Origin of the sequence: Phreatobacter sp. (assembly GCF_016793595.1) — a bacterium.
Taxonomy (GTDB): domain Bacteria; phylum Pseudomonadota; class Alphaproteobacteria; order Rhizobiales; family Phreatobacteraceae; genus Phreatobacter.
In genome coordinates, this window is sequence record NZ_JAEULY010000020.1 from 1 (window position 1) to 22,173 (window position 22,173).

The 22,173-nt window shown below is 64.9% G+C and carries 20 protein-coding genes and 1 pseudogene; 4 read left to right on the forward strand and 17 right to left on the reverse strand.

The features are described from left to right. A partial coding sequence (locus tag JNK84_RS19490) for a transposase (protein ID WP_293426996.1) occupies positions 1 to 222 on the forward strand: 222 nt, incomplete at its 5' end. A 435-nt stretch (positions 223 to 657) separates the two neighbouring features. Here the strand turns inward: JNK84_RS19490 and JNK84_RS19495 are convergent. The 17 genes and pseudogenes from JNK84_RS19495 to JNK84_RS19575 form a co-directional block, all read right to left on the reverse strand. Then, complete coding sequence (locus tag JNK84_RS19495; RefSeq protein WP_293426999.1) at positions 658 to 834, reverse strand: hypothetical protein; 177 nt, start codon at positions 832 to 834, stop codon at positions 658 to 660. Positions 835 to 1,281: 447 nt separating this feature from the next. Then, positions 1,282 to 1,917: a TetR/AcrR family transcriptional regulator gene (locus JNK84_RS19500; RefSeq protein ID WP_293427002.1), complete on the reverse strand. Its 636-nt coding sequence runs from the start codon at positions 1,915 to 1,917 to the stop codon at positions 1,282 to 1,284. Positions 1,918 to 2,037: 120 nt separating this feature from the next. Continuing rightward, positions 2,038 to 3,228, reverse strand: a complete 1,191-nt coding sequence (locus JNK84_RS19505; protein WP_293427005.1) for a phenylacetate--CoA ligase family protein — start codon at positions 3,226 to 3,228, stop codon at positions 2,038 to 2,040. Between the two features lie 22 nt (positions 3,229 to 3,250). After that, positions 3,251 to 4,039, reverse strand: a complete 789-nt coding sequence (locus JNK84_RS19510; RefSeq protein WP_293427008.1) for an ABC transporter ATP-binding protein — start codon at positions 4,037 to 4,039, stop codon at positions 3,251 to 3,253. Positions 4,040 to 4,046: 7 nt separating this feature from the next. After that, complete coding sequence (locus JNK84_RS19515; RefSeq protein WP_293427011.1) at positions 4,047 to 5,090, reverse strand: branched-chain amino acid ABC transporter permease; 1,044 nt, start codon at positions 5,088 to 5,090, stop codon at positions 4,047 to 4,049. A gap of 3 nt (positions 5,091 to 5,093) precedes the next feature. Beyond that, positions 5,094 to 5,987, reverse strand: coding sequence for a branched-chain amino acid ABC transporter permease (locus JNK84_RS19520; RefSeq protein WP_293427014.1), 894 nt, complete (start codon positions 5,985 to 5,987; stop codon positions 5,094 to 5,096). Continuing rightward, complete coding sequence (locus JNK84_RS19525) at positions 5,984 to 7,885, reverse strand: AMP-binding protein (protein ID WP_293427385.1); 1,902 nt, start codon at positions 7,883 to 7,885, stop codon at positions 5,984 to 5,986. Before JNK84_RS19525 ends, JNK84_RS19520 begins: the two co-directional genes overlap by 4 nt. Continuing rightward, the gene (locus JNK84_RS19530) at positions 7,885 to 8,685 is read right to left on the reverse strand and encodes an ABC transporter ATP-binding protein (protein WP_293427017.1); all 801 of its coding nucleotides are present in this window, start codon (positions 8,683 to 8,685) and stop codon (positions 7,885 to 7,887) included. Before JNK84_RS19530 ends, JNK84_RS19525 begins: the two co-directional genes overlap by 1 nt. Continuing rightward, positions 8,682 to 9,518, reverse strand: a complete 837-nt coding sequence (locus JNK84_RS19535; protein ID WP_293427020.1) for an SDR family oxidoreductase — start codon at positions 9,516 to 9,518, stop codon at positions 8,682 to 8,684. The genes JNK84_RS19530 and JNK84_RS19535 overlap by 4 nt, the downstream gene beginning before the upstream one ends. Before the next feature lie 39 nt (positions 9,519 to 9,557). Then, positions 9,558 to 10,703, reverse strand: coding sequence for an acyl-CoA dehydrogenase family protein (locus JNK84_RS19540; protein ID WP_293427023.1), 1,146 nt, complete (start codon positions 10,701 to 10,703; stop codon positions 9,558 to 9,560). Continuing rightward, a complete protein-coding gene (locus JNK84_RS19545; protein WP_293427026.1) occupies positions 10,696 to 11,607 on the reverse strand; it encodes a hydroxymethylglutaryl-CoA lyase in 912 nt (303 codons plus the stop codon). Before JNK84_RS19545 ends, JNK84_RS19540 begins: the two co-directional genes overlap by 8 nt. Positions 11,608 to 11,630: 23 nt before the next feature. Then, complete coding sequence (locus JNK84_RS19550; RefSeq protein WP_293427029.1) at positions 11,631 to 13,658, reverse strand: ATP-binding protein; 2,028 nt, start codon at positions 13,656 to 13,658, stop codon at positions 11,631 to 11,633. Beyond that, positions 13,646 to 14,428 carry an enoyl-CoA hydratase-related protein gene (locus JNK84_RS19555; RefSeq protein WP_293427032.1) on the reverse strand — a complete coding sequence of 261 codons (783 nt, stop codon included), beginning with the start codon at positions 14,426 to 14,428 and terminating at the stop codon, positions 13,646 to 13,648. The genes JNK84_RS19550 and JNK84_RS19555 overlap by 13 nt, the downstream gene beginning before the upstream one ends. 9 nt (positions 14,429 to 14,437) lie before the next feature. Continuing rightward, positions 14,438 to 16,039, reverse strand: a complete 1,602-nt coding sequence (locus tag JNK84_RS19560) for a carboxyl transferase domain-containing protein (protein WP_293427035.1) — start codon at positions 16,037 to 16,039, stop codon at positions 14,438 to 14,440. Between the two features lie 78 nt (positions 16,040 to 16,117). Further along, the gene (locus JNK84_RS19565; RefSeq protein ID WP_293427038.1) at positions 16,118 to 17,299 is read right to left on the reverse strand and encodes an ABC transporter substrate-binding protein; all 1,182 of its coding nucleotides are present in this window, start codon (positions 17,297 to 17,299) and stop codon (positions 16,118 to 16,120) included. Between the two features lie 223 nt (positions 17,300 to 17,522). Then, positions 17,523 to 17,726: pseudogene (locus tag JNK84_RS19570) on the reverse strand (integrase core domain-containing protein); the annotation flags it as partial. Between the two features lie 91 nt (positions 17,727 to 17,817). Then, the gene (locus tag JNK84_RS19575) at positions 17,818 to 18,780 is read right to left on the reverse strand and encodes a LysR family transcriptional regulator (protein WP_293427041.1); all 963 of its coding nucleotides are present in this window, start codon (positions 18,778 to 18,780) and stop codon (positions 17,818 to 17,820) included. Between the two features lie 177 nt (positions 18,781 to 18,957). On the opposite strand from JNK84_RS19575, the gene JNK84_RS19580 reads away from it, so the two are divergent. From JNK84_RS19580 to JNK84_RS19590, 3 genes are all read left to right on the forward strand, one after another. After that, entirely contained in the window at positions 18,958 to 19,950 is a 993-nt protein-coding gene (locus JNK84_RS19580) for a Bug family tripartite tricarboxylate transporter substrate binding protein (RefSeq protein ID WP_293427044.1), read from the forward strand. Between the two features lie 96 nt (positions 19,951 to 20,046). Continuing rightward, positions 20,047 to 21,261: a CaiB/BaiF CoA transferase family protein gene (locus tag JNK84_RS19585; RefSeq protein WP_293427047.1), complete on the forward strand. Its 1,215-nt coding sequence runs from the start codon at positions 20,047 to 20,049 to the stop codon at positions 21,259 to 21,261. 43 nt (positions 21,262 to 21,304) lie between these two features. Beyond that, the gene (locus JNK84_RS19590) at positions 21,305 to 22,078 is read left to right on the forward strand and encodes an enoyl-CoA hydratase/isomerase family protein (RefSeq protein WP_293427050.1); all 774 of its coding nucleotides are present in this window, start codon (positions 21,305 to 21,307) and stop codon (positions 22,076 to 22,078) included. The last annotated feature ends 95 nt before the right edge of the window (positions 22,079 to 22,173 follow it).

A 22,173-nucleotide genomic window follows, 5' to 3' on the forward strand; every position in this document is an offset into this window, starting at 1 on the left:
CGCCTTGCCGAGCGCGGCGCCGAGGCCGTCATCCCCTCCACCGCCTCCCGCAAAGCACCCATTCCCTACGACACCCGCGCCTACAAGGAGCGCAACCGCGTCGAACGCATGTGGTGCAGGCTCAAGGACTTCCGGCGCGTCACAACCCGCTACGACAAGCTCGCCCGGAACTACCTCTCGACCGTCCTCATCGCCGCAACAACCGCATACTGGCTCAATTGAGTCCGGACCCTAGGGGAGATTGGGGACAGGTCACATTTGCCAGCATCTCACCCTTGCCGAACAACTGCCGCCTGAGCCTAGTCGTTACGGCTGAAACGGCAAAAGGCGTCTCGCGGCTTGGCTGACGACATTCCGGACCTCTGGCGGCGTGCCGCCGCGACCATGAAGGAACCATTGGGCTGGCCTGCTTGGCCGGCCGTCATGCCATTGCCAGACAAGACAAAGTCCGGTGTTCGCGACGTGGACCTTAAGACCGTCGCAGGTCAAACGCCCCGGATCGTCATCCCTCTGAAAGAGCGGACCGGCCCCGGCTTGGAGGGTGTTCGGCTGCGGATTACGGCATGGCCGTTTCGACGCGAGCATGATGGGACAGCGACGCTTGAGGTTGTCGGCGGCAGGAACTCCACCGATCGAGTTTTGCCGTAGCCATCGCGATCACGCTGCCTTGGCAACGATCGACATGGCCGTGATCCGGTAGCGGCTCTCCTGGTCCTTGGGCCCCTTTTCCAGCTCGACCGTGACGATGCAGCGATCGAAGCGCTGGCTCGCCGACGAGAGGGCAACGAGTTGGGTGTCGGCCAGCTTGATGGTGGAGGTAGCGTTGGTGGTCATGGTGGTGGCCCTTCCTGATGAAGTCGCCGACCCATCGCCGGTACCACCACGACCCCGCGAGGCGACAGGCCTCGGCGGGGTGATCTTGATCAGGCATTCGTCGGTGGCAGCGATCGATCAGTCGCGATCGGCCAGTTCCCTCGTTCGCCTGTTGAGCAGGGTCGCGGCGTTGAGGAGATGCTGCACCTCGTAGAGCTTCGGCTCGACATGGAGCACATGCTTGCTCTCTACCTTGATCCGTCCGCCATCGGCCAACCGATTTCTAACTCGGCGTCGCGCAGCGACTGTTCCCACCTGCCTGACGATCTCGGATCAATTCGACTGGCTTGATGGCGCAAGACGATCTAAGCGAGACGGAGTGGCGGCTGCGCCTGATGTTCTGGTCCTCTCGATGGGCCAGAACGAACTTCAAGCTGGATTACCTCAGAGAGGCAACATCAACCGGGCTCAGTCTGCCTCGGCTCGCACCGCGCAGCCGTCCATGAACATGCGCACCACGGAATCAGCCAGTTCGTCGAGGGTATATTTGCCCTGCGGGTGAAACCACTCGAGAGTCCAGTTCATCGAGCCGATCAGCAGGAGACGCTGTAATCCCAGATCGATGTCCGGCAGAAGGGCGCGGTCCTTTCGCCCCCGCTCCAGAATGCCGATCCAGATGTTTTCGTAGTCGTCACGGGCCTTTTTACAGGCAAGCTGAACATCCGGCGGGGCCTGCTTGAAATTGCGAAGGTGCGTTGCCGTGTAGTCGCCGTAGACGTGAAACGCCTGGAGGTGAGCCCGTACCGCCGCATGCAGGCAGTTACGGAAGCTCGCATTCCCCTCGATCTGCGCAAGAGCCGTTACCACAGAATCTGTAACGCGCTCGATGCCAAGATTTAGAATTTCTGTAATAATCTCGTCTTTGGACTTGAAGTGGTAATATACGCTCCCCGCGAGAATATCGCATTCCTTGGCGATCTCCCGCATTGACGTCGATGCAATGCCGTTTTGCGCGAAGAGCCGGGCAGCCGCGTCCAGAATTCGTTGTCTCATGTCGCGAGGAGAATCTGCTTCCAATGTCCCGGCCCCGGTGCGGTTGTACATTGCTGATCTTGCGTCCGCTTCATTGGTTCGACGTTGCCGCGATGTCAATCGGCGCTCAGATTGCGGTTCTGGTGCTGTTCCGAAGACACGCGGGCATCCGATGCTTCGAGGGCCGGCGAACTACTTCGAGCGCATGTCGCGGACGAGCGCGCCGTCCTTGCCTGTCCCCTGCGGCACCACCACCACGCGCCCACGCAAGCCGCATCGCTGCCTGAACAACTGCTCGACAGATTCGAAGAGTCCACTCTCGTGCGGGTCGATCATCGGTTCGACGACGATGCGAACGTCGTCGCCATCCGCGTCCCGATGCACCTCGACCCAGAGCCGCTTCGCCTGCCGAACCTCCGCCGCAAGCACCGCGATGTCGCGCGGGTGGATGAACATGCCCCTGACCTTCGTCAGTTCATCGGTGCGGCCGAGGATGCCGACAAGCCGCTTCTCCACGCGCCCGCAGGGGCACTCGCCGCCAGCGAAGGCCGAAACGTCCCCGGTTCCCAGCCGCAGCATCGGATAGACCTTGCGGGGAATGGTCACGACGACCTCGCCCGCCTCGCCGTCGGGACGCGGCTGGCCGGTCGCCGGATCGCAGATCTCGACCAGAATGTCGCTGCGGACATGAAGGCCGGAATGGACGTCGCACTCGTAACCGATAAGGCCGGCTTCCGCCGTGCCATAGGCCTGCCACGAGGCGACGCCGCGCTCCGCCAGGAAAACGCGAACATCGTCCGTGAGGCGCTCGCCCGCCAGTAGGGCGGCGCGCAGCCGCATCGTCCCCTGCCAGTTCGCGCCTGTCTCCTCATGACGCCGGATGAGCCCGATGAGATGGCTGGGCGTGCCGACGAAAACCGTTGGGCGCAGGTCCTGGATGAGCGACAGGACCGCCTCGCTCCCCATGGTTCCCGTTGGGATCACCGTCGCGCCGACCGATTGCAGCCCCTCATCGAACATGAAGGCGCCCGGCGTCCCCTGATAGGCGAGCGCGACAATGGCGATGTCGTCAGGGCCGATGCCGGCTGCTTTCACATAGGCGGCAAAGCCCCAGTAGTCCGGCCCAGCTCCGGCGAAATCGTAGGTTCCGCCGGGCGAACGGAAGATCCGCGAGACCTCCGCGAGCCCACCGAACGGCAAGACCGGGCCGAAGCCGTCCGCCACCTCCTGCACGGCGGCGAGTTTTCCCTTCGACAAGGTCGGCACCGCTGCGAAATTCGACGGGGTCAGCCCGTCGTGGGCAAGTCCCGCGCGGCCCATTCGCTGCGTGATCTCCGAACCGTCCGGCAGGTCCGAAGCGAGGCGCGCAATGCGCTCGAACACTCCCTCTCCCCGCTTCATGATCCTAGACCCACCGCTTTTTGCGCCGGTACCACTTCACGCTGCTGAAGCGACCCCGGTCATTGGCGCCCGCGCCGAGGTAGAATTCCTGGACGTTCTGGTCGTGCCGCAGATCCCGGGCGGCGCCCTCCAGCACCACCTTGCCGTCCTCGAGGACGTAGCCGTAGTCCGCGACGGCGAGCGCGAAGCGGGCGTTCTGCTCGACCAGCAGGATGGTCAGCCCCTGCTCGCGATTGAGACGCAGGACGATGTCGCAGACCTCCTGAACCAGCACGGGCGAAAGGCCCATCGATGGTTCGTCGAGCATGACGACCTGAGGGCCGGACATCAGCGCGCGGCCGATGGCCAGCATCTGCTGCTCGCCGCCCGACAGAAAGCCCGCGATCTGGTTTCGCCGCTCGCGCAGGCGCGGAAAGTAGTCGTAGGCCAGTTCCCGGCGCGCGGCGATCTTGCGCCCGTCGCGTTCCAGATAGCCACCGACGCGCAGATTCTCCTCGACGGTCAGGTCCTGGAAGATGCGCCGCCCCTCCATCACCTGCATGAGGCCGGCGGCTACCCTGCGGTCGGCCGCCATATGGGTGATGTCCTCGCCTCCGTAGGTGATGCGCCCGCGCGTCACCTCGCCGTCCTCGGTGCCCAGGAGGCCGGATATCGCCTTCAGCGTCGTCGTCTTGCCCGCGCCGTTGGTGCCGAGCAGCGCGGTGATCGCGCCGCTCCGGACCTGAAGCGACAGGCCCTTGAGCACGAGGACGTAGGAATTGAAGACGACTTCAATGTTCTCGACGGTCAGCATGAATTCATCACCGCGCGAAGGGGTAGAGGGACCAGTACATCTTGATCCGCTCCCACCGTGCCGCGAGCCCGGCGGGCTCGACGATCAGGGTCACGATGATCAAGGCACCGAACAGGCCTTCCCTGAGGAATGCGAGCATGTCGGTCAGCCGCGAGGCATCCGACACCAGCATCGTGGCGCCGGTCGTCAGCGCCTCGGGGAGCAGCGTTACGAAAATCGCCCCGAGCACCGAGCCGAGCACGCTTCCCAGCCCACCGACGATGACCATGACGAGCAGGCTGATCGACAGCCCCAGCCCGAACTGCTCGGGCGTGACATAGCCGACGTAATGGCCCCACAGCGCTCCAGCGATACCGGCGAGGAACGAGCCGATGGCGAAGGCGAGGACCTTGGTCCGGAACAGGTTGATGCCCATGATCTCGGCCGCGAGGTCGTGATCACGCACCGCCATGAGCGCGCGCCCGGTTGCGGTCCGCGTCAGGTTCCGCACGAACAGCAGCGACAGGACCGCCGCTGCCAGAAGAATCCAGTAGAATGGCAGATCACCGTGGATCTCGTAGCCGAAGATCTGCGGCGCGCCCGCCGACATGCCCGACGTGCCGCCCGTGACGCTGGTCCAGCCCTTGAACACGAATTCCAGGATGAACTGCGCCGCTAGGGTAGCGATGGCGAGGTACAGCCCCTTGAGGCGGACCGACGGGATGCCGAAGAAGCTCCCGACCACGGCGGCGACCAGCCCCGCGGCCGGCACCGCGACGAGAAACGGCACGCCTACGACGCTGACCAGATAGGCCGACGCATAGGCGCCGACGCCAAGGAATGCGCCGTGGCCGATCGAAATCTGGCCGGTAAAGCCGGTGATGACATTGAGGCCGAGCACCGCGATGATGTTGATGAAGATGAGGTTCGCCAGCCCCAGCTGATAGCTGTTCGCGAAGATCGGGAGGGCAAGCACGAGGGCGACCGCGGCTGCGATCCGTACCCGCCCCCATTTCGTCGGGAACAGGCGCAGCGCCTGCTCGTGCCGGACGATGAATTCACCGCTGCTCACAGCTCAGATCCTTTCGATAGCGCGCTGGCCGAACAGTCCGTAGGGGCGGACCATCAGCACCACGACAAGCAGGGCGAAGGCGGCGACATCGCGGAAGCCGTCGATGTCCAGGATGCTCTTGAACACGCCGTCCGCGACATTCTCGATCACGCCGATCAGGATGCCGCCGATAGCCGCGCCGACGACCGAGTCGAGACCGCCGAGGATCACCGCCGGGAAGACCTTGAGCCCAAAATGCGAGACGCCGAGATTGACGCCGCTGATGGTCGCGAGAAGCACACCGCCGACGGCCGAAACCACGCAGGCGATGGCCCACGACACCGCGAATATCCGACCGACGTCGATGCCCATGGCCATGGCCGCCTGCTGGTCGGTTGCCGTCGCGCGCATCGCCAGGCCCAGACGCGTCCAGCGGAAAAAGGCGCCGAAGGCGACCATGGCCACCAGCGAGAACGCCATGCTGAACAGATACTGGTATGATACCGGAACCCCGCCGATCATGACGGCGCCGTCCGGGATGGGCGATGGTATGATCTGCGAGTTGACGCCGAAAACGGCCCCGACAATCGCCCTGAGCACGATCGAAAGACCGAGCGTGATCATGATGACCGAGACGATCGGATCACCGACGACCCGGCGTAGCACCACCCTTTCGATGATGTAGCCGAGAATGCCGCAAAAGATGCCCGTCATGAGGAAGGACACCCAGAACGGCAATTGGTAGTTGACCGTCAGTGCAAAGCACACATAGGCCCCGACGAGCAGAAGCTCGCCCTGGGCGAAGTTGATGACGCGGGTCGTCTTGTAGATGACGACGAATCCGAGGGCGACCATCGAGTAGACGGACCCGACGACGACGCCGTTGACGATGAGCGAGAGCAGCGAAGACCAGCTCATGCGAGCTCCTTGATGGCAATTTCGACGTCGAGGCGCTGGGTTTTGCCCGACCGGAGGGCGACATCAATCGACAGGTTCGCCGCGATCGCGCCCTTGCGGTAGAGATCGTCGACCACGTCGCCGTACTTCTTCTCGATGACCGACCGACGCACCTTGTTGGTGCGGGTCAGTTCGCCGTCGTCGGCGTCGAGCTCCTTTGGGAGCAGCACGAACTTCTTCAGGTGGTATTCCGGTGGCAGGCCAGCATTGATCTGCCGGACGTGCGCCGCGATCATGTCACGCACCTGCGGATGCGCGGCGAGATCGCGATAGGTCGTGAAGGTGATGCGCTTGCTTTCGGCCCAGTTGCTGACGATCTTGCCGTCGATGTTGATCAGCGCGACCAGGAACGGCTTTCCGTCGCCGAAGACGACAGCCTCCTGGATCGCCGGAACGAACTTCAGCTTATCCTCGAGAAACTGCGGCGAAAAACTAGTGCCGTTGTCGAGGTGGCAAAGGTTGCGCAGCCGATCGATGACCACGAGATGCCCCGAAGCGCGGTCGATATACCCCGCATCTCCCGAATGCAGCCAGCCATCCACCAGCGTCTTCTCGGTTTCCGCCGGATTGTTCCAGTAGCCGGAGAAAACCGCGGGGCTCTGAGTCAGGATTTCGCCGTTCTCGGCGATCCTGATCTCCGTTTCCGGCAGAGGTCGGCCAACGCTGTCGAAGGCGATGTCCGCGCCCTGGTGCATGACCGAAATGCCACACAATTCGGTCTGGCCATAGACCTGCTTCAGCGGGATGCCGAGTGCGTGAAACAGCCGGATCGTATCCGGCGCCAAGCTTCCGCCGCCAGTCATCGGAATGCGCATCCGCGCAAGGCCCAGGCCGTCCTTGAGATGGCTGAAAAGTAGCGTCTCGGCGAGCTGACGCCCTGCCCTCACCCATAGCGGGATCGGTTTCTGGCTGGTCCTCTGCGCTTCGGCAGCCGCGACGTAGCGCGTGCCGAGTGGCAGAAGCAGCCTGTACATCAGTCGCTTGAAGGGCGTCGTGTCCTCGATGCCCGAATAGATCTGGGAAGCGAGATTTTGCCAGTACCGCGGCGGGCCGACGATGAAATTCGGCGCGATCTCGTAGATGTCCTGCGCGACCGTTTCGAGATTCTCCGGGAAGTTGACGGTGAAATGTGCCGCAAGGTGACAGCCGACGACGGACATCTGCTCGCCCATCCAAGGCATAGGCAGGGCCGAGAGGTAGTTGTCGCCGACATGCTTGGCATCGACCCGGTTCATGCCTTCGGCCATCTTGCCCATCGCCGAATAGGTGATGCAGGCGAGCTTCGGTCCGCCGGTCGTGCCGGACGTCACGGCGAGGACCGCGATGGCGTCTTCCGACCCATCGGCGATCAACTGTTCGACAGCCGCGACGGATGGAGGCGTGTCGCCAAGTGCGGCCCAGAACGTCTCCATCCTGACGACGCGCGGATCGCGATAGTCGTCGAGTCCCTTCGGCTCGAAATAGACGATCTTCCGGACGTTCGGAATCGCATCGCCGAGCGCGAGCAGCTTGTCGACCTGCTCCTGATCCTCCGCGAAGACGAAGGAGGCGTCGCACTGGCTGACGACGTGCAGGATCTCCTCGGAAGTCGATTCCAGATAGATGCCGACGGCGTAGGCGCCGATCGCCTGAGCGCCGAGTTCGGCATAGAGCCACTCGACGCGGTTGGCCGCGATAATGGCAACGCGGTCGCCGCTCTTCGCCCCGCTGGCGAGCAGGGCGCGCGCCGTCGCGATCGCCCGGTCGGCATATTCGCGCCAGCCGATTTCCTGCCAGATGCCGTAGCGCTTCTGGCGCAGGGCCACCATCGAGGCAGGAAGCTGTCGCGCATTGGCAAGGAGTTGCTGAGGAAAGGTCATCACGCGCGCCCCTCGGCAATGGAGTCGAACATTTGGGGGTCGCCGAGATAGGACCGCTGCACCTGCGGATCGGCCATGACCTTGTCGGGCGTGCCACGCGCGATGACTTTGCCGAAGCTGAGAACCGTAATGTCCTCAGACAGATCCATGACGACGCGCATGTCGTGCTCGATCATCACGATCGTCATTCCGGCCGTGCGATTGAGGTAGACGATGTACTTCGCCATATCCTCCTTCTCGGTCAGGGTCATGCCGGCCATCGGCTCGTCGAGCAGCAGCAGTTGCGGCTGCATCGCCAGCGCCCGCGCCAGCTCGATCTTCTTCTGCTGCCCGTAGGCCAGCGTGCCGGCGATCTGATGCCGAAGCGGCTGAAGTTCGAGCAGGTCGATGATCGTCTCGACTTCCTCGCGCGCCTCCACCTCGCGCCGCCGGCTTGGTCCCCAGAACACGCCGTCGAGCAGCACATTGGGACTAAAACGCCGGTGTCGGCCGATCAGGATGTTGTCGATGACGCTGAGGTGGCTGAACAGCGCGAGGTTCTGGAACGTCCTCGAAATGCCAAACGCGGCGCGCGCCGACGGCGACAGGCGCGTCAGGTCATTGCCCGCGAAGCGGATGCGCCCCCGCTTGGAGCGATAGCGGCCGCTGATGCAGTTCAGCAGGCTGGTCTTGCCAGCGCCGTTGGGGCCGATGATCGAAACGAGCGCGCCCGGAGGCACCGAAAGCGATACATCGGTGAGCGCATCGATGCCGCCGAACGAGAGTGCGAGGCTGTCGACTTCAAGGAGAGGAGCTGTCACGTCGCGGCTCCCTCTTTCCGGAAGTAGGCGGGTTCGCCGTAGGGCCAGACGTCGCCCCACATCTGCTGGCCGCCATCGACGGTAATGACCTCGCCGGTGACGAACGCCCCGGTGGGGCCAGCGAGATATGCCGCTGCCCCGGCAATGTCCCACGGCGAACCGCAACGCCGCATCGGGTTAGACTCCGCGAAACGCGCGGATGCCTCCGGCGGGTAGACCCCGAACCCGGTGGTTTCGACCATGCCCGGCGCGACACAATTGACCCGGATGCCGTGCGGAGCCCATTCGACCGCAACGGACTTCGACAGGTAGATCACCCCGGCCCGCGCGGCGCAGGTATGCGCGACCTGCGGCATGCCGCGCCAGATGTCGGCGACGATGTTGACGATGGTTCCGCCACGTCCGTCCTTGACCCATCGGCGCGCGGCCGTCTGCATCATGTACCAGGTGCCGTTGAGGTTGGTGTCGACGACCGCGTTCCAGCCCTTGATCGGGATTTCCAGCGCATCTTTCGGGAACTGGCCGCCGGCATTGTTGACGAGGATGTCGAGACCGCCCCATCCAGCCGCCACGTCGATCAGATGCTCGACGGCGTCGGGATCGCGAATGGACATCGGTACCGCCGCAACCTTCGCACCGAGGCCTTCGAGAAAGGTGCGCGCGATATCCAGCTTGTCGGCCTTGCGGCCGCAGATCACCAGCGACGCACCAGTCCGGGCGAAGAGCGTGGCGATCGCCAGCCCGATGCCGCTTCCCGCCCCGGAGACCAGCACCACCTTTCCCGCGAACAGGTTGGCGGCGTAGGCGAGCGGAGCAACCGCGAGGTCATCCATCGACGGACCGAATTGAGTTGGGTTCTCGGTCATCGAATGTCACTCGTAGCGCTTGGCGATTTCTTCGAGCATAACCTCGGTGGCGCCGCCGCCGATCGACAGGATCCGCGCATCGCGCACCATCCGCTCGATCTCGCTGTCGCGGATGTAGCCGAAGCCGCCGTGGAACTGCTGGCAGGCGTACATGACCTCGTTGACGAGCTCGCCGCCGAAGGCCTTCACCATCGAGACCTCCTTCACGCAATCGATGCCTCGCTCCATCAGCCAGGCCGTGTGATAGACGAGCTGGCGCAGCGCCTCGACGCGGGCGTCCAGCGCCGACAGCCGTTGCCGTATCGCCTGCTTGTCCCAGAGCACGCCCCCGAACGCCTTGCGCTCCCGGGCGTAGCGTCGCGTGATCTCCAGCGCGCGCGAGCATTCGCCGATCGCCATCGCGCCGATGACCAGTCGCTCGTTCTGGAAGTTCTTCATCACGGAGTAGAAGCCGTGATTGGTCTCCCCGAGCAGCGCGTCAGCGGGAATTTCGCAATCGTCGAACACCAGCTCCGCCGTGTCGGAGGAACGCCAGCCGAACTTCTCCAGCGGCCGGGCGACGTGAAATCCTGGCGTGCCCTTCTCGACGATGAACATCGACAGGCCGCGCGATCCCTTGGCCGCCGGGTCGGTCCGCGCGGCCACGAAGAAGACGTCGGCATGGACGCCGTTCGTGATGAACATCTTGCTGCCGTTCAGCACCCAACCCTTGTCCGTGCGTCGTGCGGTCGTGCGCAGCGCCGCGACGTCCGAGCCGGCATCCGCCTCGGTCACGGCAATCGCCGTGATCTTCTCGCCAGCGATCACCGCCGGCATATACTTGGCCAGCTGGTCTGGCGTGCCAACATGCGCGAGATGGGGCGACGCCATATCGGTATGGACGAGGACGGTTGCGCTGAAGCCGCCGAAGCCCGATTTCCCCGCCTCTTCCGCAAGGACGACGGTCGCCAGCTGGCTCAGCTCGGCGCCACCATATTCGGCCGGATAGCGAATGCCGAGGAAGCCGAGCTGGCCCATCGCCCGCAGCACATCGCGCGGCACGAAGCCCTGATCTTCCCAGGCCCGTCCGGCGGGCCGGACCTCGTTGTCGATGAAGCGGGCGATCTGTTCGCGGAGCGCGCGGTGTTCTTCGCTGAAGTAGATACTATTCACGGTTTCCCCCGGTATTCAGGATTTCTTGGGCAGCAAGCAGCGCGCGGCTGGCATTGCTGAAATTGGGCAGCCCGAGTTCCCGGCACAGCGACTGGCCGATCTGCGCCACCCGGCGCGCATCGATGCCGGTCGCAAGGCCGTGGCCGTCGAACAGCGTCAGCACGTCCTCGCTGGCGACGTTTCCGCTTGCGCCCGGGGCGAACATGCAGCCGCCCAACCCGGACGCCGCCGCATCGACGCGGCGGACGCCCGCCAGCAGGGCAACATCGAGATTGGCGATGGCCTGACCGTAGGTGTCGTGGAAGTGGACGCCGAGCCTGTCGAGCGGAACACGCCGAAGCACTTCGTCCAGCAGCCTTCGCGTTGCGGGAGGCGTGCCGCGCCCGATCGTATCGGCGAGATAGATGTCATCGACGCCGAGCTGGAGCAGCGCGTCGCACAGCTCGCCGACACGCGCCGGGTCGATCGCCCCCTCATAAGGGCAGACGAAACAACACCCGATATAGCCGCTGATGCGCACGCGGCTGCCACGACGCAATTGCTCGATGCCGGCAATCCGCTCCAGCGCTCCCGCCTTGTCGCAACGCTGGTTGCGCGCGAGAAACGTGTCGGACGCTGCGACGACCACGCCGGCCCAGTCGAGGTCTGCGGCCATGAACCGGTGCATGCCGCGGACATCCAGCACGACGCCGCCATAGGCGACCCCGCGACCGCGCGGCAGCTGGGTGCACAGCGTGTCTGCATCGGCCATGGTCGGGACCAGCTTCTGGTGAACGAAGCTCGCCACTTCCAGTCGTGAACATCCCGCCGCGATCAACTCCTGGACGAGTTCGATCTTGCGTTGCGTCGGGACGACAGTCGGGAGCGACTGCAATCCGTCCCGTAAGGTGACATCGGTCAGCATGACAGGGATATTCACGGCCACCCCTATGCTTCGCCGGCAAAACGGATGAGCGAACGACCCATTGCCACGGTGTCGCCCTTGCGGCATGCCACCTCGGCGACCACGCCCGGTCCCGACGCGGTCAGGTTGTGGATCATCTTCATCGCCTCGAGCACGACGACCGGCTGGCCAGCCTCGACGGCATCGCCCGGCGCCACCAGCACCTCGACGACAAGGCCCGGCGTCGGAGCGGCGATATCGAGGCCGGATTTGGCCCCCGCGCTGGCGCTGCTCATCCGTTCCGCCGGGTCCACGTAACGGAAGGCCTGCCGGAGCGGCCCCACGGCTACGAACCGTTTCGCCCCGCTGCGTTCGACCCTTGCCGTGAAGGCGCGGTCGCCGGAGCGAAGCATGAACCGCTCGCCGTCCTGGCGGGCTTCGATCGCAACGGTCTCGCCGTCGCAATCGACCTGATACGCACCCTTTCGGCCGGAGACCGCGACCCGGTGCCTGCCCCCCGTATCATCCTCGAAATCCACGACGAGGCGCGCGGCGCTCCCCGCCTGTTCGAGCAGCCGCCAGCCGCCGAGGCTGCCCCACGGGCTGTTCCGGCTCCGGTCGCGCTGGACCGCCTCCTGTGTAAGCACCTCCGCGACCGCCGCAGCCATCAGGCCGCGATGCATGTCCTCGCGCGATGGCGCGATCTCCCACGGCTTGAAGCCATCGAGGAAGCGGGTAGTCGCGGTGCTCGCGCGGAATTCCGGCGTCTGCAGAACCGCGCCGAGATAGGCAGCGTTGGTGGCGATGCCGTCGATTCCAAGCCCCTCCAAAGCCGTCGCAAGCCCTTGCCACGCGGTCTCGCGGTCGGGCGCCCACACGATCAGCTTGGCGAGCATGGAGTCGTAGTAGGGCGTCACCGTGCTGCCGGCGGCGATGCCCGTGTCGAAGCGGAACCGGCACGATGGCCCAACCTCGTCCGGGACGACGATGCGCTCGATCCGGCCGAGCGCCGGGACGAACCCGTGCTCCGGCATCTCGGCATTGAGCCGCGCCTCGATGGCGTGGCCGTGAACGGCGACGTCGGCCTGCGTGAACGGCAGTGCTCCGCCACCGGCGACGAGGATCTGCAGCGCCACCAGATCCAGACCCGTCACCATCTCGGTCACGGGATGCTCGACCTGGATGCGCGTGTTCATCTCAAGGAAGTAGCAATCGCCCGATTGCGGGTCGTAGAGGAATTCCACCGTGCCGAGCGAGCTGTAGTCGATGGCTTTGGCGAGGCGCACCGAGCTTTCGAGCAATTGGAGGCGCAGGGCCTCGGGCAGCAGCGGCGCAGGTGCCTCCTCGAAGACCTTCTGATGCCGGCGTTGCAGCGAGCATTCCCGGTCGAACAGGTGCACGAGATTGCCGTGCGCATCGCCCAGGACCTGAACCTCGATATGGCGGCCGGCCGGGATGAAGCGTTCGAGCAGGACCGAGGAATCGGCGAAGGCGGCGGCGCTCTCGCGGCGCACGAGATCGAGCGCCGTGGCGAAGCCCTCGGCATCCTCGACGATGCGGATGCCCTTCCCGCCTCCGCCGGCGCTGGCCTTGATGAGCAGTGGAAAGCCGACCCTACGCGCCGCGGCGGCGAGAACGTCGTCGCTCTGATCCGCGCCGTCATAGCCGGGAACGGTGGGTATGCCGCGCTCGGATGCGATGCGGCGGGCCTGCAGCTTGGAGCCCATGGCCACGATCGCTTCGGGCGACGGGCCGATGAAGGCGATGCCTGCCTCCGCGCAGCGTCGCGCTAGGCCGGGGTTCTCGGCCAGGAAGCCATAGCCGGGATGGATGGCGTCCGCGCCGGTCTCGCGCGCGGCCGCCACCAGCCGATCCGGCAGCAGGTAGCTCTGTGCCGCGTCGGACGGGCCGATCAGCACCGCCTCGTCGCAGGAGCGCACATGCAGCGCGTCGCGATCCGCCTCCGAATAGACCGCGACCGAGACGATGCCGAGCTTCCGGCAGGTGGCCGCGATGCGACAGGCGATCTCGCCTCTGTTGGCGATCAGGACCTTGCGGATCAGGCGCGCCATGACGGCACCGTCTTGTTCAGGAAGGTGCGGATTCCCTCGCGACCGCACTCGGTTTCCCACGCGTCGGCCAGGCGATCGGCGGTGTAGGGAATGTTGTCGTGGTCGGCGTGGCTGTCGACATAGGAGATCAGGGACTTGGTGATCCTGATTGCCTCCGGAGCGGCTTCCAGGAAGGCGGCGATCTCGCGTTCGACGCCAGCATCGAGCGCGTCGTCCGAAACGACTTCGTGGACGAGCCCCAAGGAATGCGCCTCGGTGCTGGAGAACTGCCGGCCGGACAATGCATAGCGACGCGCGTTCGCGGCTCCGATACGGCGCACCACATGCGGCGCGATATTGGCCGGCACCAGCCCGAGCCGGACTTCGCTCAGCGCGAAACGGGCGCTCTCCGCCGCTACGACGCTATCCGCGATAGACACGAGGCCGACGCCGCCACCGAACGCTGCGCCGTTGACGCGCGCAATGACCGGCTTGCCCATGCCGTTCGCCGCCTGAAGCATGTCCGCCAAAGCCCGGCTGCTGGCGACCCGCTCGCTTCGGGAGGCCTCATTGATGGCGAGCATCCAGGCAAGGTCGCCGCCGGAGCAGAACATCTTGCCGGCGCCGGTCAAGACCACGAGCCGGACCTCGGCCATGCGGTCGCACTGCACGAAGGCGGCATTCAGTTCGCCGATCAGCCCGTCATTCAGCGCATTGCCGTTCCGGGGCCTGTTCAGCGTGATGCGGGCTACTCCCCGCGTGTCGGTTTCGATGGTCAGATTGTCGTACATGATGGCCGTTCACATCCGGAAGACGCGGAAGCGCGCAGGCGCGGGCGGCACCCGGTCCGCAAGCGCCAGACAAAGCCCGAGGACGTCTCGCGTCTGTGCGGGCTCGATGATCCCATCGTCCCAAAGGCGCGATGTGGCGTAGTAGGGGTCGCTCTGGGTGTCGTACTGGTCGCGCACCCGTTCCTTGAGCTCGTCGATTTCCTCGTCCGTGACCGCGGCTCCCTTGAGGCCGTTGCGGCGGACATCGACGAGCACGGTCTCGGCCGTCTCGGAGCTCATCGTGGCCACTTTGGAGTTCGGCCATGTGAACAGGAATCGCGGCTCGAATCCGCGCCCGCACATTCCATAATTGCCGGCTCCGAAGGAGGCGCCGATGAAGACCGTGTATTTCGGCACCGTGGCACAGGCGACCGCCGCCACCATCTTGGCGCCGTCCTTGGCGATGCCGCGTTCCTCAGCCTGCTGGCCGACCATGTAGCCGGTCGTATTCTGCAGGAACAGCAACGGCGTGCCGCGCTGGTTGCACAGTTCAATGAAATGCGTCGCCTTCAGCGCCGATTCCGAAAACAGAATGCCGTTATTGGCAACGATGCCGATCGGGTAGCCGTGGATGTGCGCGAAGCCCGTGACGATCGTCGTGCCATACGAGGGCTTGAATTCCTGGAACTCGCTGGCATCGACCAGCCGCGCGATAACCTCGCGCACGTCGTAGCCGATCTTGTAGTCCACCGGCACGATTCCCGTGATCTCGTCCGCGTCGTACAGGGGATCGCGGCTCTCGCGACGGTCGAAGGTCTGCGTGGTCGGCCAGTTCATCTTCCCGAAGATTCCACGAACGGCCTGATAGGCCTGCTCCTCGGTCTCCACGAGGATGTCGGAAACGCCGGACTTGTAGGTGTGCAGCTCCGCGCCGCCGAGGGTCTCGGGATCGACGATCTCCTTCAGCGCCGCTTTGACGATGGGCGGGCCGCCGAGGAAGATCCGGCCGATACCCCTGACGATGACGACCTCGTCGCACAGGGCGGGAATATAGGCTCCGCCAGCCGTGCAGCCGCCGAGCACAACCGCGATCTGCGGCAGACCGTCCATCGACAGGCGGCACTGGTTGAAGAACGAATTGCCGAAATGATCCTTGCCGGGAAAGGTTCGGTCCTGCGTGGGCAGGAACGCACCGCCTGAATCGACCAGGTACAGACACGGCAGCCGGTTTTCTGCGGCGATGCGCTGGGCTCGCACGTGCTTCTGAACGGATTCCGGAAAGAGGGTTCCGCCCTTCACCGTCGCATCATTGGCGATGATCATCACGGGGATGCCGTGGATCTGGCCGATGCCCGTGACGATGCCGGCGCCTGGCGACTGCCCCTCGTACTGGCCATAACCGGCGAGCGTCGACAGTTCGAGAAAGGGAGAGCAGGGATCAATGACCTGACCGATCCGGTCGCGAGCCAGCAGCTTGTTGCGCTCGAGGTGCCGGCTGATCTCGCGCTGACGGTTGCCGGAGACCACCCATGACTGGCGCTCACGCAGGGTCCGCGCCAGCGCCTCATGGTCGGCTCGGTTCCGGGCATAGTTGGGGCTATCGCGCTCAATGCGCGTTTTCAGCGACTGCATGATGTAGGCCTGAAACCTGGGGGCTGGCGGGCGGCCGGCACGTTGCCGGCCGCCGGTCGAACGGCTGCGGCGAGGACCTTAGTGGCCGAGCCAGGACGGACGACGCTCGAGCCTGACCGTGCCGAGCGGGACCGGCTTCCTGGCCTCGATGCGATACAGCAGGGTGACGTCGCTGGACCGGTGGTCGCGCGCCGTGAACACCAGCGGTTCCATCAGTCCGTCGACCTCGATCGGCGTTCCGGAATCGAGCGCCGTCTTGATCGCCTGTCCCGTGAGGCTGCCGGCGCGATCTGCGGCCTTCATCGCGGTGGCCAAAGCAATCATCGATGCCCAGCCGCGCAGGAAGTTCGGGTCGTCGAGCTGCGCGGGATTGTCGGCAGCCGCGGCCATTGCCGTCGCCACCGGCAGACCGCGCGCCGTCAGCGCCGCAAGCTGGACGGTGACCATGCCTTCGATGCCGGGGCCCGCGAGATCGATGAGGTTCGGATCATAGGTCCACACGCCGCCATAGAATTTCGGCGTAAAGCCTGCCTTGTGGCTGTCGCGAATGATGACGGCGACGGTCGAGGCAATCTGCTGCAGCCAGATGAAGTCCGGCTTCAGGTCCTTCAGGCGGGAGACCGGTGCGACAGCATCGATCGCACCGGGATTGACCACCTCCCGGCCGACGATCTCGATCTTCAGTTCGTCAGCATAGCTCTGAATGGCAGGCAGGACGCTCTTGCCGAAAGCATTGTCCATATAGACGATGGCCAGCCGCGGCCGGCGCGTCGTGTCGGTCCAGTTGTCTGCGATATGCTTCAGGCCGGCCCGGGCCTGAGCCGAATAATCTGCGCCGGCAAAGTAGTTGTAGGGTGCCCGCTGCGGGTCGGCGAGATGCGCCGAATAGGATGCCGAGAACCACGGCATCCGGTCACGCGCCACGGTATCCATCAGCGCCTCGGTGTCGCCGCTACCGAAACCCTGGATCGCGATGACGCCCGCGGCCTTCAGTTTCCGATAAGCCGCAAGAGCGCGCGGAATTTGATAGCCGTAATCCTCGGCGAGCAGCGTGATCTGCTTGCCGCCGATGCCACCGGCCGAGTTGATCGCCCGAACCGCCGCCTGGATACCCCGCGCATAAGGCACGCTCTGGGCTGCCACCGGACCGGTGGCGTCATAGAGCAACCCGATCTTCACATCCTGCGCGCGGCTTTCCGCCGCCATCAGCGCGACGGCGAGCCCTCCGGCGATCACCAGCCCCTTTGCCAAACTGATCATGGTATCTCCTCCTACCAAATGCTTGTTTGGTACAAAGGCTCCAGGGCGCCCCGCTTGTCAATGGTCCCTCAAATCCATCGGATGGATGATAGACCTTCGGCATATCACCACGCAGGGGCCGGCCCTCCGTGGCCCGCGCGCCCTTGCGCCGTCAAACCCGGGCGCTGCGCGGTCATCGCCGCCTGCCCCGGTTGGCGTTCGCCTTTTCGGCCCTGTTCGGCAACTGGGCCGGCGTCATGTTGCCGAGCGCCGAGTGTGGTCGGTGATGATTGTAATCCTCCTTCCATGAGGTGATAGCGCTCCGGGCCTCGGCGAGCGTCGAAAGCAGCGTGCCGTTGAGACGTTCGTCCTGGAAGCGCCCGTTGAAGCTCTCGACGAAGGCGTTTTGCATGGGCCTGCCTGGCGCGATGTAATGCCCTTCGGCCCTCATGGCATCAACTCATTGACCTGACACCATTTTCCCCTCAGGCTTGAGCGAGCGTCAGAGTGTTTTCGATCAGGTCACCGGCCACCTTCTGCTATTTTTCAAACGAAGGTCTCTGCGATATCCGCGCCGGCCAGTGGCCCTCGCTCACGAGAGACGTCACGGTCCGGCGGACAAGGTCTTCGACCGCCCGCACCGCGTTGGAGGGCGGGACGCTAGCAAGTCGACACAGAAACACCGACCTCTCGACCAGAGGTTCCACGATCCGGGCCCCCGACAGGCGTCCCGAAGCGAGTTCATCCCGCACCGACGAATAGGAGAGGATCGTATGGCCGATCCCGGCCATGGCGAGATCCTTCAGTTGCGGCACGGCGTCGACCTCGGCGATGACATGCAGATTGACCCCGGAACGGCGCGCATATCCGTCGATCAGTTCGCGAAGGCTGTGCATGCGCGCCGGCAGTATGAGCGGATAGTGCTTCAGGTCCGCAAAGGGGAAGGCACCGGTCGTGGCGCCATGCCCCGCCTCTATCGGCAGGGACTGCGCTGGTCCAACAAAGAACAGTTCCTCGTCGACAAGGGGCTGGTAGTGCAGCCCCTGACCGGTATCGGCTTGAAACATGAACCCAAGGTCGAGATGGCCGGAGCGCAGCCATCCCGGGATATATCCGGTGCTGCCTTGATTGATCAGCAGGGAGACGCGCGGCCAGGCGCGGACCACCTCCTTCACGATCGGCACCGTCAGGGCCACGGCGAGAGACTGGGCCAGCCCGATCGCAACACGGCCGATCGGCTGGGCGGCTTCACCGCGCAGGTCTTCCCGAGCGACATCGAGACGCCGCAAAATCTCGCGCGCATGGGTCAGAAGCTTGGCTCCGGCGGCGGTCGGAACCACACCGCGCCCGGTACGCCACAACAATTCGACGCCAAGCTCGGCTTCCAGCTTCCTGACCTGCAGGCTCAGGGCCGGCTGGGCGATGCCGAGCCGCTCGCTGGCCCGCGAAAACGATCCGTCGTCGGCGACGGCGGTGAAATAGCGAAGCGTCCTAGCGTCCATTAGATATATGGATTCGCTATAGCTACTATTGTCAATATGTCTTTGCGATATTGCTTGGAAGCAGGGAAGTTCCTCCTGCCGGCCTGAGAACGGGCAGGCGAGCGGATTGGCCAGGACGCGGAACACACGCGACGGTCAGGACGCTCCGGCCAAGAAGAAGCCGTCACGGAGGAAGCCATGACGATCAACCGAAGGACCGCGCTTGCGGGAGCCATAAGCCTTGCCGCCCCGGGAGCGCCATTCGCTCCCACGCCCCTACGCGCACAGGCGTGGCCGTCCAAGATCGTGCGCCTGCTGGTTCCGTTTGCGGCCGGCGGGCCCTCCGACTTTATCGCGCGCCTTCTCATCAATCCGCTGAGCGAGGTTCTGGGGCAGCCCGTGATCGTCGAGAACCGCGCGGGCGCGAACGGCAACCTCGGCATGCAATCGGTCATCCAGGGGGAGCCTGACGGCTATACGCTGCTGCACACCACCGTGACCATGCTGTCCGTCAATCCCATTCTTTACCCCGAGGCCCAGCTTCGGCCGATGGAGGAACTGGCCCACATCAGCACGACCGCCTCGCTGCCCAACGTGCTGGTGGTCAATCCGGCCATGAATATCCATTCGGCTGCGGAATTGGTCGCGCTGGCCAAATCGAAGCCCGGCGGGCTGACATGCGCCACGTTCGGACCGGGGTCATCGTCACATATTCTCGGCTCCCTGTTTCAGAAGATCGCCGGGTTCGAGGCTGTTCCCGTCACCTATCGCGGCAGCGCTCCGGCTCTGGTCGACGTGATGGGCGGCCGGGTCGATTTCCTGTTCGACAGCATGACGACCAGTGTCGAGCAGGTTCGGGCGGGAACCGTCCGCGGCCTGGCGGTGACCTCGCCGACGCGGATGCCACAATTGCCGGATCTGCCGACCATGCGGGAGATCGGATTTCCCGGATTCGATCTGACGTTCTGGCTTTCGCTGCAAGTGGCCGCACGAACGCCCCAGCCGATCGTGGAACGTCTACAGGACGCCCTCGGCAAGGTCATGGCCCGAAAGGACTATGCCGACGCCTTGCGCCTGCGCGGCGCCGAGCCGGTGATCGTGCCGCCGCGCGACCTGACGGCCTTCATCACGCGCGAATGTGCCCGATGGGCCAGCGTGTCCCGCGACATCGGCCTGCAGCCCGCCAAATAACGGCGGATCGATCACATGGCTGGCGATCGTGCCTCGCTCCCGCGGCATGCCCGCCAGCCGGCAACCCAAACTTCGGCGTCTCCTGGACGAACTGCAATGAAACCGCTGCGAAACATCACCGTCGTCGATCTCAGCAAGGTCCTGGCCGGACCGCTGTGCGGTCAATATCTCGGCGACCTCGGGGCCGACGTCATCAAGATCGAGCCTGTCGACGGCGGCGACGACACACGCGGCTGGCTGCCTCAGCGAGAGAAGCAGTCAGGACTCTTCCTGGCGGTCAACCACAACAAGCGCAGCCTGGCCGTCGATCTGAAGTCCGACGAGGGCCGTGCGATCGTCCACGCGCTGGTCGCCAAGGCGGACGTCGTGCTTCAGGGCTTCGGCGGCGGCACGGCGCAACGGCTCGGCGTTGACTACGAGACGGTGTCGAAACTCAATCCCAACCTGATCTATTGCGAGATTTCCGGCTATGGCCGCAGCGGTCCGCTCGGCGACAGCCCCGGCTACGATGTCATGCTGCAAGCCTTCAGCGGCATGATCAGCACCATGGGCGAGCCGGGCGGCAACGTCACGCGGGCGAGCTTTTCTCCCGTCGATATCGGCACTGGCCTGCACGCCGTCAGCGGCGTCCTGGCCGCCCTGCTCGAACGCTCGCAGACCGGACGTGGCTCTTACGTGGAGGTCACGCTGCTCGACACCTCCTTGAGTCTGATGGGCTATCTCGCGCAGGGCTACTGGCTGACGGGCAAGATCCCGCAACGGATGGGCAGCGCGCATCCCTCGCTGGCGCCATACCAGGCCTTTTCCGCCGCCGACGGTGAGTTGATGATCGGCGTCGGCAACGACGCCCAATGGCGCCGACTATGCGCGGTCATGGATATGGAGCCGCGCGCGACCGACCCCGCCTTCGCAACCAATGAAGCCCGCGTCGAAAATTTCGACGCTACCGCTGCGCTGGTTGAGGACAAGGTGAAGCAACGACCGGTCGCCGCCTGGCTGGAGGCACTCAGTGCCGCCGGCATTCCCTCCGCACCCATCCATACGGTCGACCAGGCACTGGCACATCCGCAGGTAGCCGAGCGCGGCCTGATCGTTGAAACCGACCACGCGCTTCTGGGGCCTTTGCCCCGCATTGGCTATCCGGTCGCCTTCAACGGCGAGCCGCGCGGCACCCGATCGGCGCCGCCGCTGCTTGGCGAGCACAGCGCCGATATTCTGGCCGGGCTTGGCTATGGCGCCGAGGCAATCGACGACCTGGCGACACGCGGGATCGTCAAGCTCGCGGCCTCCCCCGCACGGCCGGTCGGATGAACCTCCCGCCTTTGTTGCGCACGACAGTTTGAGGATATCGCCCATGACCGCCGATACGGCCATTCGCTACGAGAGCTCTGGGGGTATCGCCGAGATCATCCTCGACCATGCGCCTGTCAATGCGCTGAGCGTCCCGATGATCGAGGCGATCATTGCGGCGTTGAAGCGCGCTGCCGCCGATGATGCTGTGCGGGCCGTGTTGATCGCCAGCGCGGTGCCCCGCCGCTTCTGTGCCGGCCTGAACCTGGAAATCCTGCGTGGAAAGGCCGGGGCCGAGGCACGCCGCTTCGTCCAGCGGCTCTATGTCGACCTCTCGGATGCGCAGCACAATCTCGGCAAGCCGTCGATTGCCGTGGTCAGCGGCACGGCGCGCGGCGGCGGAATGACACTGGCGGTTTCCTGCGACGTGCTGATCGCCAGCGAAAGCGCCACATTCGGCTATCCCGAGATCGACGTCGGCGTCACACCAGCGATCCATTTTGCCAATCTGCCGCGTATCATCGGCCGCCACCGGGCGTTCGAACTGCTCTTCAGCGGCCGCTCGTTCGGCGCCGACGAGGCGCGCGAACTCGGCCTCGTCAGCCATGTCTATCCCGACAAGGACGCGCTGGAGGAAGCGCGCAAGCTTGCCCGCGTGTTCGCTGCGAAATCTCCCGCAGTCATGCGTCTCGCCCGCGCGGCCTTCATGCGCGCCAACGACCTGGACTACCGGCGAGGCATTGCCAATGCCGTCGAAGACTTCTGCAACGTCGTGGCGACCGATGACGCGCAGGAAGGCCTCAGCGCTTTTGTCGAGAAGCGTGCGCCCAACTGGTAGGCGGAAGAACAATGCCATTCGATCCGGCGGGCGCCGCCGCCGGATCAAGCAGGTTACGCGAGCCTGGATTGCGAGCTGAAGCGCCCGGTTCGACT

What these genes read in the sequence shown, in the direction of transcription:
- JNK84_RS19510 (WP_293427008.1), bottom strand. Translation starts at nt 4,039, where the DNA reads ATGCTGACCGTCGAGAACATTGAAGTCGTCTTCAATTCCTACGTCCTC.
- JNK84_RS19535 (WP_293427020.1), bottom strand. Translation starts at nt 9,518, where the DNA reads ATGGATGACCTCGCGGTTGCTCCGCTCGCCTACGCCGCCAACCTGTTC.
- JNK84_RS19555 (WP_293427032.1), bottom strand. Translation starts at nt 14,428, where the DNA reads ATGTACGACAATCTGACCATCGAAACCGACACGCGGGGAGTAGCCCGC.
- JNK84_RS19495 (WP_293426999.1), bottom strand. Translation starts at nt 834, where the DNA reads ATGACCACCAACGCTACCTCCACCATCAAGCTGGCCGACACCCAACTC.
- JNK84_RS19580 (WP_293427044.1), top strand. Translation starts at nt 18,958, where the DNA reads ATGACGATCAACCGAAGGACCGCGCTTGCGGGAGCCATAAGCCTTGCC.
- JNK84_RS19520 (WP_293427014.1), bottom strand. Translation starts at nt 5,987, where the DNA reads ATGAGCTGGTCTTCGCTGCTCTCGCTCATCGTCAACGGCGTCGTCGTC.
- JNK84_RS19585 (WP_293427047.1), top strand. Translation starts at nt 20,047, where the DNA reads ATGAAACCGCTGCGAAACATCACCGTCGTCGATCTCAGCAAGGTCCTG.
- JNK84_RS19560 (WP_293427035.1), bottom strand. Translation starts at nt 16,039, where the DNA reads ATGCAGTCGCTGAAAACGCGCATTGAGCGCGATAGCCCCAACTATGCC.
- JNK84_RS19575 (WP_293427041.1), bottom strand. Translation starts at nt 18,780, where the DNA reads ATGGACGCTAGGACGCTTCGCTATTTCACCGCCGTCGCCGACGACGGA.
- JNK84_RS19550 (WP_293427029.1), bottom strand. Translation starts at nt 13,658, where the DNA reads ATGGCGCGCCTGATCCGCAAGGTCCTGATCGCCAACAGAGGCGAGATC.
- JNK84_RS19545 (WP_293427026.1), bottom strand. Translation starts at nt 11,607, where the DNA reads ATGCTGACCGATGTCACCTTACGGGACGGATTGCAGTCGCTCCCGACT.
- JNK84_RS19500 (WP_293427002.1), bottom strand. Translation starts at nt 1,917, where the DNA reads ATGTACAACCGCACCGGGGCCGGGACATTGGAAGCAGATTCTCCTCGC.
- JNK84_RS19565 (WP_293427038.1), bottom strand. Translation starts at nt 17,299, where the DNA reads ATGATCAGTTTGGCAAAGGGGCTGGTGATCGCCGGAGGGCTCGCCGTC.
- JNK84_RS19590 (WP_293427050.1), top strand. Translation starts at nt 21,305, where the DNA reads ATGACCGCCGATACGGCCATTCGCTACGAGAGCTCTGGGGGTATCGCC.
- JNK84_RS19525 (WP_293427385.1), bottom strand. Translation starts at nt 7,885, where the DNA reads ATGACCTTTCCTCAGCAACTCCTTGCCAATGCGCGACAGCTTCCTGCC.